The sequence below is a fragment of the Tunturibacter empetritectus genome, assembly GCF_040358985.1.
Taxonomy (GTDB): Bacteria; Acidobacteriota; Terriglobia; order Terriglobales; family Acidobacteriaceae; genus Edaphobacter; species Edaphobacter empetritectus.
The window spans coordinates 2,771,137-2,783,527 of sequence record NZ_CP132932.1 but is presented as its reverse complement, the minus strand read 5'-3'; the positions used below and the strand labels follow the sequence as shown (position 1 = coordinate 2,783,527).

At 55.6% G+C, this 12,391-nt stretch carries 10 protein-coding genes; 5 read left to right on the top strand and 5 right to left on the bottom strand.

Going from position 1 to position 12,391, the window contains the following annotated elements; translation table 11 throughout:
- Nucleotides 1-135: 135 nt before the first annotated feature.
- Entirely contained in the window at nt 136-552 is a 417-nt protein-coding gene (locus RBB75_RS11495; protein ID WP_353068169.1) for a hypothetical protein, read from the bottom strand.
- 337 nt (nt 553-889) lie between these two features.
- Here RBB75_RS11495 and RBB75_RS11490 point away from each other — a divergent pair, with 337 nt between their 5' ends.
- Both RBB75_RS11490 and RBB75_RS11485 read left to right on the top strand, forming a co-directional pair.
- Complete coding sequence (locus RBB75_RS11490) at nt 890-1,294, top strand: STAS domain-containing protein (RefSeq protein ID WP_353068168.1); 405 nt, start codon at nt 890-892, stop codon at nt 1,292-1,294.
- 414 nt (nt 1,295-1,708) lie between these two features.
- A complete protein-coding gene (locus RBB75_RS11485) occupies nt 1,709-2,002 on the top strand; it encodes a DUF1330 domain-containing protein (protein ID WP_353068167.1) in 294 nt (97 codons plus the stop codon).
- A 47-nt stretch (nt 2,003-2,049) separates the two neighbouring features.
- Here RBB75_RS11485 and RBB75_RS11480 read toward each other — a convergent pair whose 3' ends face one another.
- The gene (locus RBB75_RS11480) at nt 2,050-2,523 is read right to left on the bottom strand and encodes a DUF4188 domain-containing protein (RefSeq protein WP_353068166.1); all 474 of its coding nucleotides are present in this window, start codon (nt 2,521-2,523) and stop codon (nt 2,050-2,052) included.
- A 305-nt stretch (nt 2,524-2,828) separates the two neighbouring features.
- Here RBB75_RS11480 and RBB75_RS11475 point away from each other — a divergent pair, with 305 nt between their 5' ends.
- A complete protein-coding gene (locus RBB75_RS11475) occupies nt 2,829-3,965 on the top strand; it encodes a multiheme c-type cytochrome (protein WP_353068165.1) in 1,137 nt (378 codons plus the stop codon).
- A gap of 3 nt (nt 3,966-3,968) precedes the next feature.
- On the opposite strand, the gene RBB75_RS11470 is transcribed toward RBB75_RS11475, so the two are convergent.
- From RBB75_RS11470 to RBB75_RS11460, 3 genes are all read right to left on the bottom strand, one after another.
- Nucleotides 3,969-5,438, bottom strand: coding sequence for a tetratricopeptide repeat protein (locus tag RBB75_RS11470; protein WP_353068164.1), 1,470 nt, complete (start codon nt 5,436-5,438; stop codon nt 3,969-3,971).
- Nucleotides 5,439-5,512: 74 nt separating this feature from the next.
- Entirely contained in the window at nt 5,513-8,797 is a 3,285-nt protein-coding gene (locus RBB75_RS11465) for a carboxypeptidase-like regulatory domain-containing protein (RefSeq protein ID WP_179636711.1), read from the bottom strand.
- Between the two features lie 185 nt (nt 8,798-8,982).
- Complete coding sequence (locus RBB75_RS11460; protein WP_257030829.1) at nt 8,983-10,041, bottom strand: LacI family DNA-binding transcriptional regulator; 1,059 nt, start codon at nt 10,039-10,041, stop codon at nt 8,983-8,985.
- A gap of 307 nt (nt 10,042-10,348) precedes the next feature.
- Here RBB75_RS11460 and RBB75_RS11455 point away from each other — a divergent pair, with 307 nt between their 5' ends.
- Together RBB75_RS11455 and rbsK are read left to right on the top strand one after the other, a co-directional pair.
- Entirely contained in the window at nt 10,349-11,338 is a 990-nt protein-coding gene (locus RBB75_RS11455) for a GRP family sugar transporter (protein WP_353068163.1), read from the top strand.
- A 24-nt stretch (nt 11,339-11,362) separates the two neighbouring features.
- Nucleotides 11,363-12,307, top strand: coding sequence for a ribokinase (gene rbsK, locus RBB75_RS11450; protein WP_179636709.1), 945 nt, complete (start codon nt 11,363-11,365; stop codon nt 12,305-12,307).
- The last annotated feature ends 84 nt before the right edge of the window (nt 12,308-12,391 follow it).

Sequence of the window (12,391 nt, the reverse complement as noted above, 5' to 3'; positions counted from 1 at the left end):
CAGCCGTCTGATGGTGGAATGAGTAGACGGCCCAAACCAGCGCATTGGCTAGCTCAGCACATGTGGCTTGTGATTATCCGTAACATTCCAATTGACTTAAGCGGTCTCTAAGATTGGATTTGTGTGCTAGTTGGGTTAATGGGACGGAGTTGCGTCCTCGTCGTGATGGCCGTGGTGGAAGATCTTGCCTATACCGCGACCAGTGCCCTTGGTAATTTTGCCTGTGCCCTTGACGGCTCCAACTCCGACGTCTTTGCCTGCGACGCCTGCGCCTTTGCCAACGTTGCCCGCAGCGTCAATGGGGTGGAGGGTAACAAGATCGCCGGCACCTTTGCCGACGCCCTCGGCTGCAGATCCGGTCCCTTTGGCAGCACCCTTGCCGATGTCGCCGGTTCCGCTTCCGACGTCACCTCCGGGGCTGCGCGGTTGCGTCTGAGCGGGCGTATTTCCGGTGGAGGGCGCCTGGGTAGTTTGGGCGGAGGCGCTCTGGCTGTAAATGACGAAGGCTAGAGTAAGGAGTGCGAGGTGTAGGGTTTGGAATGTATGGCGCACGGATGACCCTCCTTACGATTTGATGCGCTAGAGAAGGATTAGGAAGCGTACCGCGTCGGAGGGTAAGCGCTTCTCGAAGCCTCTTTCATAGATCGAGGTGGGGCAGCGGTTGGCTCATTTTTTTTAGGGGTGAGGTTGTGGTGTTTTATTGGGGGTTTTGAGAAAAACGGGTATTTTGACGTGGTGTTTTTGTGGTGCGGTTGTGGTGTTTTGTGTGGTGAACGTGGCGAATAAGCAGTCATAATTATGGTGACGAAAGATGTGACACGAATTCTGGGTTTATTTTTGGGGTTTCCCGTTTTGGGAATGAGCTTGGGGACAGGGAGTTATTGGCTCGATGACGGTAGCCCAGGTCTGGAAGAGTTCGAAGTTCACGATTGAACGCAGTCAAGGCGAGAAGCCCGGCACAGTCGTCTTTCGATTGTCCGGACCGTTTACGGCGCGGGACATGCACGCTTCCCTTTCGCCTGATGTACTTCGCAGTACGTTTGAATCGGAGGAGGGGAGCGATCCGCATGCGCCCCCTGTTGCTCCTCGCCACGTTCTGGATCTGACAGAGGTCCCGTATATGGATTCTGCGGGGCTTGGTTTGATCGTCAGCCACTATGTCCGGTGCCAGAGCAGAGGAGTTCGGTTGGTTTTGGCCGGGGTGAGTTCGCGCGTGCTTCAACTGTTTGAGATGACCAAGGTAGACAAGTTCTTTCCGAGGGCCGCGACGGTCGAAGAGGCAGAACGGTTGTGAAGACTCGGTTGCCGGCGAAGCTAGTGAGATTCGCTCTCGATGGCTCCTTCACAGAATCGAGATGTGGAGCGCCCGACCGTTCGCAGATTGAAGTCTTACAACCCACCCTTCGCAAGAGCGCGAAGGATGGGGCACCCGGACATTGTTGATAAGTCAACTCTTGTTTGAGGCACTCTTGTGGGCAACCGTTCGGGATGCGTGGCTGACGTGGGCGTTCGGGTTTGGTTCAGTCGGTTGGCGGGGCAATGCGGGTGGCGAGGAGAAGAGCCAGGGCGCCGGTGGTGAGGAGAAGAAGGGTCGGGGGCTCGGGCACGGCAGGTTGAAGTCGGATGGAAGATGAAGTCCGGGGCGGCCACCGGAGAGATGAGTCGTAGCTTCGGTGGGCCGCATCCAAGTGTGCGAATGGAGAGTGATATGAAGAAGGGTTATTGGGTGGTTGCATACCAGACGGTTGGGGATGATGCGACGATGAAGAGCTATGCAGAGTTGGCTGGAGTTGCGCTGAAGCCGTTTGGGGTGCGTCTTCTGGTGTCGCCGCGTGGCGAGGTTACGGCTTTGGAGGCTGGGTTGAAGCAGATGACGGTAGTGGTGGAGTTTGACAGCTACGCGGATGCTTTGGCTGCGTATGAGACTGCGGATTATAAGAAGGCTCTGGCTGCGCTTGGGCCAAATGTAAAGAGAGACTTTCGGATCGCTGAGGGAGCTTGATCGGACGCGCTTGATAGAACGCGCTTGATCGGACGCACTGGGCCGGTTCAGGGCTGCATGCGGGAGCGGGCGTCGCGGAGGTGTCCGGTAGCGGGTTCGTGGGTGCCAGCGACGGCCAGGCCGAAGCGGGGCATGTTGGCGTAGATGGATTCGTACTTGCCGGCGGCGACCTGATAGGTTTCGTGCCAGATGCCGACGGAGCCGTCGTCGCCGATGTTCTGGTTGAAAACCTTCCAGGCGGGAAGGTGGGCGGCGTTGCGGGATTGGGCGTAATTGACGAGCTGGTCGAAGCTGCGCCAGTACTGGGTGACCATGACGCCGGGCCAGTAGACGGAGGAGAAGCCGCCGAGGAAGCCCAGGGACGGGTTGGCGTAGAGCTCGCTGAGCATGGGTCCCATGGCTTTGCCGACGGAGAGCCATTTGTTGACGGCCAAGAAACGGTTGATGCGAAAACCTATGAGGAAGACGACGAAGGGCCCTTCGATGTGGGTGGAGTAGCGGCCTGCGTGGATAATGGGCATGTGGATCGGATGATTCTAATTGGGCTTCGGGTGCATGGGAGAGCGCGGATTTAGCGTGCCAGCGGCTGGCCGATCACCGTAAAGCTGCACCAATAGTCCATGCCACAGGGCTTGTTCTGGACGCTAACCGGGGGATCTTGGGACCGCATGTTTCTATGACTGGGCCTCAAGATTCTGTTGTATCGTCTGGATGAGCTATGGAATGGGGTGCGCTAAGGGTGAACTCATCAGGCCCAACAATTGCCGTGTGCGCGATGGGGTTGATTTTGATTGCACACGCGAGGACCAGTCACGGATTACAGATATTGCATGACACAGCGCAGGGATCCCATGTTCGCGAAGGCTATGTGGGCGATGCAACATGCAAGTCGTGCCACGCCGACCAGAGCTTGTCTTATGTGCATACGGCGCATCGCCTCACTTCACAGAATCCGACAGCCGAGGCCATACTCGGTTCTTTTGCAGAGGGCTCAAACACTCTGAAGATAGCTGATCCTGCGCCAGCTATCGGCGACCCCGGTATCTCTTATGAGATGGAGAAGAGAGGCGCGGATTACTACGTTTCGGCAGTTACTGGTTTTGCCGGAGACCTCCAGAGGAGAAGCGAAGAGATTGGTGTGGTGATTGGCTCAGGAGTGCGTGGGCAGAGCTATCTGTATTGGCGAGGAGATGAGTTGTTCGAGTTACCGGTGAGCTACTGGTCGGATGGCGGCCGATGGATTAATAGTCCGGGCTATAGGAATGGTCCGCCAAACTTTGATCGGCCTGCGTCTGCGCGATGTCTGGAGTGCCACGTCAGCTATATTAAAGCGCTATCGGACGACCCGATGGGCAATCGGTACGACAGAGGAAGTCTGGTCCCGGGGATCTCCTGCGAGGTGTGCCATGGGCCGGGATCGCGGCATGCGGCGCTCTTTGCAAAGGGAGAGACGAAGAGGCACTTGCAGGAGACGCTGATCTTGAACCCGAAGCATTTCGCGCGAGACAGGCAGGTGGACCTGTGCGCACTTTGCCATAACGGTGCCGCACAGAAGGAGAACGCGCCTGCATTTTCCTTCCTACCCGGGGAGCCGCTTGCGCGATATCTGAGCGAGGATACTGCGAGCGCAGACATGCATCCTGATGTGCACGCGAACCAAGTGGGCCTCCTGAAGCGGAGCCGATGTTACTTATCGTCTTCGGAGATGAGTTGCTCCACGTGTCATGATGTGCATGCGGCTGAGCGGCCGGCCGCGGCGTACTCCGAGAGATGCTTGACGTGCCATCGTGTGGAAAGCTGTGGGATGGAAAAGACGATGGGCGCTTCGATCAAAGGCAACTGCATCGACTGCCACATGCCGATAGAGCAGACAAATGCAATCGTCTCTGAGACCGGCGACCGGGTGATTCGGACGAGGATGCGTACTCACTGGATCAAGGTGTATTCGCCGGCTGAACCATAATGACTAGGGCTGCGCCTGATGCGTATTGGCGGTGCGGGCAGGGAAGGATTTCCTTTCCTGTTCGATCTCATTATTCAGCACCGATTTGAGATGTTGGAGGATTTGAGCCGCCTCGTCGTTGCGGTGCAGCCTGCGCAGAAGAATGAACTGACGGTCGAGTGCAGAACGGTTGTCCGGCTCTAACTCGATCGCTTTGCTGTAGTGACCCACCGCGGCTGAGATATCGTTTTCCTGTTCCAGCAGGTGGCCCATAAGGATCTGGGCTTCGGCGGAGTCTGGCTTCGAAGCGAGAGAGGTGGCGAGATAGCCTTTCGCTTCCTGAAATGCCGGCTGTCCAGGTTGAACTCCGGCACGGATGATGAGGTCGGCAAGCAAATAGTTTGTGACAGAGTCTTTAGGAGTGATGGCTAGTTGCTTGGTGAGGAGCGCCTTCTCTTTATCGGGTTGATTGCGATCGGAGTACAGCATGCTCATGGCAACTACACTATGCGGCTGATCTGGTTCGAGCTGCGCGGCATCCACGAAGTCTTTTTCAGCCTGGTCGTATTGGGCTAGCTGCGCATAGGCGACACCCCGAATGAGATAGAGAGATGCAGCGTTTGGGATTCGTGCGATTCCCGCAGTTGCTGCTTTGACAGATCTGTTTTCCTGGTTGTGCTCGAGGCAGAGTATGGCGAGGTCGAGATAGTTTGTCTGATCCGTTGGTTTAAGCTCAATTGCCTTCTCGAGGGCATGAAAGGCATCGTCGGGCTGATCTGTTTGAATGTAAGCTGAGGCCAAGAGATTGAGCAGATCGGAGTCGTTGGAGTTTGAGAGAGGCGTGAGTGTTTTGATCGCTTCTGCTGGCTGGTGAGTGCGCAGCTGTGCCACGGCAAGATTGTAGGTTAGGTCAGCTCTCTCGGGATGCAATTGAGTTCCGCGCAGAAGGACATGCAGGGCCACATCGTTTTGTCCTTGTTTCAGAAGGCAATCAGCGAATTCGTCGAGCGCTTTCGGATCGCGATATACCTGATCGTTACTGAGGGTGAAGTATGTGATCACGGCTGCGCAGTCATGTGCCTGGTAGGAGAGCGCTCCAGCCATAGCGTTGCCTACATCGTTGGCGGGCATAACCGCCAGCAGCTTCTTGACGTATTCCAGTGCACGAGGATTGGCCCGGAGATAAGAGATTTGCGCTGCTCCCTTGAGTGCGGGGACGAAGGCGGGATCAATCGAAAGCGCCCGGTCGAAACTCGAGAGGCTTTCTGTGGTGCGGTCGAGGCCATCCAATGCGACACCACGCATCGTGAGTAGCATTGGATCGCGAGGGTGCTGTTTTAAGAGCGGTTCAAGGTCGCGAAGAGCCTGGTTGTACTGACGAGATGAGAGTGCGGATGCTGCGGCCTTACGAGCGGCCGTGGAGTCTTGACCTTGAGCGAAGCAGGCGGCGACGAGAGAGACGCCAATGAGATAGATAAACCGCTTGCTGGTCATTTCAGAAAAACCCAGGAGATGAGATCCGCTGCGTATCAGTATAGAGACACTACTGATACGCAGCGGAGTCGTGATCAGAATCGAATCCGGCCAAGCACCTGAATAGTGCGGGGAAGATTCTGGTCTGTAGATTTGCCGAACTCACCATTGGAGAGATCGCTTACGGGATTGGTCAGATTAACTCTGTTGAAGAGATTGAGAATCTCTCCCCGCACCTGGAAGCTCCCGGCATCACCAAGGAACGGTAATCGGAAGAGCCGTTCTGCGGCAAGGTTAGTGTTGGCCAGTCCGGGCCCGTTGTAGGTGTTTCTCCCTAAATTTCCCTCGGTTCCCATTGCTGGTAGCGGGAAGTCAGAGACCGCGAAGACCCCTTTGAGGAAATCGGAGCGGCTTGTCGCCTTATTGCTGCCAAAAGCCGGCATGTTGGGAACATCATAGTTATAGCCGTCTGCGTTGAAGTCGCCTGATGGATAAGGGGCCGTGGTGTAAACCGTAAACGGCTGCCCAGATTGAAGGACGATGACGGGAGAGAGGGTCCAGCCACCTGTAATCAGGTGCTCAATTCCTTTTCCGACACCTGGAATATTCCAGACAGCGTCGATTGAGATTCGATGCCGTGAGTCATAGTCGGAGCGGCCGTAGTTGCGGCGTGGATTATTGACGTCGATGACATTCTCTGCTCCGCCAACTCCATTGTCATTACTGCTGGTGTAGTCCAAGGCTTTGCCGTAGTTATAGATGGCATGAACAGACCAGCCTCGAGAGAAGCGCTTGGAGATGGCTAATGCTCCGACTTCGGCATTCGCCTTCCCGATGCTTTGGCCATAGACGACGGCACCGAAGCTGGAGTTGAGTCTAGAAAGTGACCCATCATGTTGAATTAGATCGCCAGCGTAGCGGTTGGAGTCGGTCTGAAAGTAGAGATGGGTGCTGGATGTGCCGAAGTAATCAGCTTCGATAACGACACTGCTGCCGATGCTTCGCTGAATACTAACTGACCAATCCTGCACTTCAGGAGGAACGAGATTGGGTTGAAGACCACCGACCCCAATGCGAGTTCCGACGAGGCCGCCATGGGGATCGACCTCGTACGAGATACCGGGTGGAGGCGCAAATCCAGTTGGGCCGCTGGCACTAGCGCCGTAGGAGAAGTTTGCCAGGGTGGTCCCAGCGTTGTAGATGCTGATACTGGGGTCTGCAAATTGAGGTGGATTGGTTCGAATTCCGTCTACGTATGACAGGTCTCCGATTTTGTTGTTGAAGAGTCCCCATCCGCCGTGGATAGACGTTGTACCGTCGCCAAAGACGTCATAGGCGAATCCGAAACGAGGAGCGAAGCGCCACATGGCATTGTCAACTACCTGACCGTTTGAACCACGGACGAGCATCGAGCCGTTTGCGATCTGAGCTTGAGCTGTTCCGCCAGAGCCAGGAGTAAATAGCGCCAGAGGATTCTTTCCGTAGCTTACGGTGCCGAGATGACCGAAGTAGTCCCAGCGAAGGCCAAGGTTCAGCGTGAGTTTCTTGGAGACCTTCCAGTCGTCCTGGAGGAACGGGGCTGTCTGCAACATGAGAACACGAGAGTAGAGGCTCTGTGCTGTGCCACCAGCCTGAACGTTCACGATTGGACCGCTCTGGTAGTTTGGTTTGTCGACGGCGAAGTCAACGATATTTGTGAAGTAAAACGTAGGTCGATCCAAACCGGCAGTGAAGTTGTCGAGATCCTGCTGGCGATCGACGTCTACACCGATACGGATGTTATGCGATCCTTGCACGTAGGTAAGGACATCGTGCCAGTTCCAGTTGTTGTGGACCCATCCCGATGGACCCCAGGATGAGAATCCTCCGCCGAGACCGCCAGGATAAGCATTCGGGAGATTGGGAAGATCATTAGGCGCGGCTGGCTGGTCTCCGACGGCGCGCACGTAAGAAACACTGGCCTCGTTGAGCAGCCTGGCAGAAAAAGTATGGATGTAGTCGACTTTGTGATACCAAGTCGCGTTAGGGCTCACATAGGCCAGGTTGGGCCGGGGATTGGCCACGCCGCCTTGGGTAGTGTTGCGGAACAGGCTGTAAAAGAGCTTATCGCTGCCATCGTGGAAGTTATGATCGAGACGTACGTGGCCTTGAAACCCGTTGTTGATGGGCGATTGGTTGATCGATACGTTTCCCAGAGCAACAAGATCTCCTGGAATACCTGGAGGGAGATAAGGGCTAACGAGCGATTGCTCAATCTGGCTGACTGTTTGAAAGCCGCTGGTTGGAATTCCACCGGCTGGTGCGCCTTTGAAGAAGGCCGCGGCGAGGCTGTTGGGATAGTTCGTCTCCACATAGTTGACGAACTCGGGCGTTTCCATCGGTTGAGTGAGCGTGACGCCCTGGCTGCTCTTGCTCCAGAAGAGAGAACCGAAGAAGAAGGTCTTGTTCTTGAAGATAGGGCCGCCGACCGATCCGCCGAAGTCGTTGCGAAGATAGCGAGGAACCTTAGTCTGGAACTCCGTGCGGGCGGTCAGCGCCGAACCTGTATAGAACTCCGAAAGATCACCATGGAAGCGGTTTGTTCCGGGCCTGGTGAAGACTTCGATCAACGCTCCGCTCTGTCTTCCCTTGTCGGCCGAGAAGACGTCGGTGCTGATCTTAAGTTGCGCAACGGTAGCAGGCTCTGGAGTTAGGTTTGTGATTCCATCACGAGAGTTGCCGTTCACGCTGGTTCCGTCGACTTGATATTCGTTGGCCTCCTGACGTTGACCGGCGCCGATGATTTGAAAGCCCGGTTCGGCGTTGAAGCTGTTTGTTCCCTGCGATCCTGAACTGCTGGCGCCACCGAATGATCCGCCGAGACCAGTAACGCCGGGAGCGAGAGTAGCTACGCTGGCGTACAGGTTTTCTCCGACGAGCGGAGCATTCTCGACAGTCTGTCTCTCAAGCACTCGGCTGATCGTTCCGCTTGTCGTTTCGACTGCGGAGGAGTTGGCTGTGACTTCGACCGTGGCTTGCGTGGAACCGATCAGCAGTTTGGGGTAGATGGAGCGAACATCGGTTCCTTCAATGTCGATATCCTTCTGCTCCCAAGTGGTAAATCCAGTGGCGACAACGGTCGTATGGTAGCGCCCTGGGGGCAGGTGAAGAATCTGGACGAAGCCTTGAGCGTTTGAGATTGCGGTCTGCTTTACCTGCGTATCTTGATTGGTGACGGTGACCTGCGCGGAGGGAATTACGGCGCCACTCTGGTCGGTGACGGTTCCTTCGATTCCGCTGCTGTACTGGGCTATTGCTGGGAGTGTGGCCGCTGCCAAGAACAGGACCAATACGCTGAGGGATCGACTCCAGAGATGCTGTGTTCCTTTTTTCTCGCGCATGTCGGCTCTCCAAAATGAAGGTTTATGAAATGCTTTTCGACACTTTTCGGGCAGATCGCTCAAGAGTCGGGCCTGTTTGAAAGCTTTCATTTAGATCGCCGAGAAGACTAGAACACGCATTGCGATCTTGTCAACGGCAAAATCTGCAGACCGCCGAAGACAACAGATCGCAGTGAAAAGGTCGACTATTTGCTAAGTTTGCTCCGGCGAGAGGAGGGGGATTTCTGGGCCGAAGTCAGGCCAGGAGGAGCCACCGAATCTCTAATCTTCAGCGCGGTTTCAAGGACGAGATGCTTTGCCGGGCCGTCATCGCCGCGGACGCGATCAATCAGGATTTGAGCGGCTTTGGTTCCCATTTGAAAGCCTGGCTGGGATACGGATGAGAGCGGAGGGCTGGTCATCTCGGCAAATTGAAGATTGTCGAAACCAATCAGGGATATGTCTTCGGGGCAGTGGAGGCCGGCTTCGCGAAAGGCCAGCAGGGCGCCGAACGCAATCATGTCGTTCGCTGCGAAGATCACCGTCGGCCTCGGGATCATGCGAAGAAGAAGCATAGTCTTCGCGTAACCGCCGTGTTGGTCGAAGCTTGCCTCCTGAATATATTCGGGACCGATTGGGATCTTTTTTTCGAGTAAAGCGCGTTTAAAGCCTGCCAGGCGGTCTTGTGCATTTGTCAGGTGACGTGGGCCCATGACCATCGCAAGCTGCCGATGTCCTTGCCGAAGCAAGTAGCTGGTGGCCTCATAAGCTCCCTTCTCGTTGTCAGCAGTAACCGTGTCGCCGTCCCACCCTTTGGGAAGACGGTCGACACAGACTACTGCTGTTCCAGACTTTCGATACGACTCGGCCTGTGCGGTGAGGTCACTGAAGTTGGACGGAATCACGATCAGACCGGACGGAAGGAACGTTCGAAGTTCATTGAGGTGAACGATCTCTTTGGAATGGTCGTTGTCGGTGTTGCAGAGGATCAGGCGATAGCCGTTTGCGAAGGCGACGTCCTCTGCGCCGCGAACTACGGCCGGGAAGAAGGGGTTCGTTACGTCTGGAATGATCATGCCGATCATGTTGGTCTTGTCCAGGCGAAGGCCACGCGCCAGTTGGCTGGGTTGGTAGCCGACCGCATCGACGGCGTCCATGACCCGCTTGCGAAGGTTTTCGCGCACCGGAGCAGATTTGTTGAGAACATTGGATACGGTGCCGAGTGAGACACCAGCTACCTTTGCGATCTGCTTCATGTTTGCCATTCGCTAACTCCTGCGGATTTGAGTTCGTCCGGCTCGTGTGCTTTTTTTGAGCGTGTCGTTGAAGGCGAATGCCTGAACTGGTGCTGTGATGCTCAGGATTGGAGCGGCTCCGGGGCATACTTTGAGTCTCGCATACCTTATAACGATTGTGATTTTTGTCCGATCGATTGAAGGGAGTGCAGAAAACTTCCTTGACAAACTACCGCTGTCTTTTTATGCTTCGGAGGCTTCTATTTGAAAGCTTTCATCAAAAGCAGCCATACGGTAGACTTTCAGCGGTTGCAGAGATCTAGAAGGAGTTCGACCATTGTTTCAGCCTCAAACCTATGCGATTGCTCTTTCGTTGATGCTCGTTACGATGGTCTGTTGGGGTTCGTGGGCCAACACGATGAAGTTGTGTCCGGGCTATCGATTCCAGCTCTTCTACTGGGATTATGTAATCGGTTTGATCCTGGCAGCTCTGATCTTGGGCTTTACGCTGGGAAGCATGGGAGGCGTCGGCCGGCCCTTTCTAGCTGACATGATGGCGGCGGATTCATCGCACATCGGACTAGCGGTGACAGGAGGCATCCTCTTCAATGTCGCCAACCTGCTGCTCGTTGCCGCCATCGAGATTGCTGGTTTGGCCGTTGCATTTCCGGTTGGAATCGGGCTAGCGCTTATTGTCGGGGCAATCAGCAGCTACATTATTTCCCCAAGCGGCAATGTGTTGATGCTGTTTGGAGGAATCGCACTCGTCGTGGGAGCGATCGTTCTTGATGCGATGGCGTACCGGCTGCGCGAGACGGAACGCCGATCGCTGAGCATGCGCGGGTTCGTCATCTGCCTGGCAGCGGGTCTGTTGATGGGTAGCTTCTATCCCTTTGTCTCACGGTCCATGTTGGGCGACGGCGCTCCTGGGCCGTATGCTGTGGCGATGTTCTTTACGATTGGCGTCGCTCTATGCGCCGTTCCATTCAACTACCTGTTGATGCGCAAGCCGTTGGATAAGAGCCAGCCCGTGTCGATGAGTGGGTACTCTTCGGCACGTGGATCGTGGCATCTTTGGGGCATCCTCGGCGGAGTGATCTGGTGTACGGGCGCGACCTTAAATTTTGTGGCATCTCGCGCTCATATTGTGGGGCCGGCAGTCTCTTATTCGATTGGTCAGGGCGCTACCATGATCTCTGCCGCGTGGGGAGTCTTTATCTGGAAGGAATTTGCAACCGCGCCCGCTCGAGCCAAAACTTACCTGTTTTGGATGTTTATTTTGTTCCTCTGCGGATTGAGCGCGATTGCGCTCGCTCCTATTTATTGATCCTGTTTGCGAGTTAGGAGGCCTATGCCCGTTGAAAAGAAGGGAGTCGTCGTGGTGGGGAGCATAAATATGGATCTCGTCGCGTACACGGCGCGGATTCCCACTGAGGGGGAGACCGTCGTCGGGACAGCTTTTCAGACTCATCCCGGGGGAAAAGGCGCGAACCAGGCGGTTGCAGTAGCGCGCCTGGGGTTTCCGGTCGCGATGATTGGAAGGATCGGAGATGATGCCTTCGGTACGCAGCTTAAAGAGCACCTGAAAGATGCGGGGGTGAATGTCGACGGTGTCTCAACTTCGCAATGCAGCTCAGGTGTTGCTGTGATCGTCGTGTCTGAAGCTGGGGAAAATTGCATTGTGATCACGCCAGGCGCCAACGCACAGTTAACGCCTGAAGATCTGGATGCAAAGATCGAGATTCTTCGAGGCGCAGGGATGGTGCTAACACAACTGGAGATTCCGACGGAGACTGTTCAACATCTGGCGACGATCTGCGCCCGTGAGGGTGTGCCGCTGATTCTCGATCCTGCGCCAGCGAAGCAATTACCAAAGGACCTTCTCGACAAGGTCGATTGGTTCACTCCAAACGAGACGGAGGCGGCATTCTTCATCGGGGATGGAGAGGTTGAAGTCGACGAGCCCGTGATGATGGCGCGGACCCTTATGCGCAAAGGGGTTCGAGGGGTGGTCCTCAAGCTTGGATCGCGCGGAGCCTATCTTGCATCGGCTGATGGATTGAGTGCTCGACTGGAGCCGTTTGCGGTTCAGGCAGTGGATTCAACAGCTGCGGGAGACGCTTTCAATGGAGCGTTTGCGACGGCTTTGATGATGAAGAAAGATCCGGTCGAGAGCGCACGCTTCGCCGCAGCAGCAGCGGCGCTTTCCGTGACGCGGACAGGGGCCCAAACCTCCATGCCAAGAATGGCTGAGGTGGAACAGATGTTGGCGGGCGTCGGAGCGAACGAGTTATAGAACGAAGACGGCAGGACGCAAGATGGAGGCGGAAGAGTGAATATTCTAACGGGACGGAAACAATCTGCACTTTTGATATGTCTT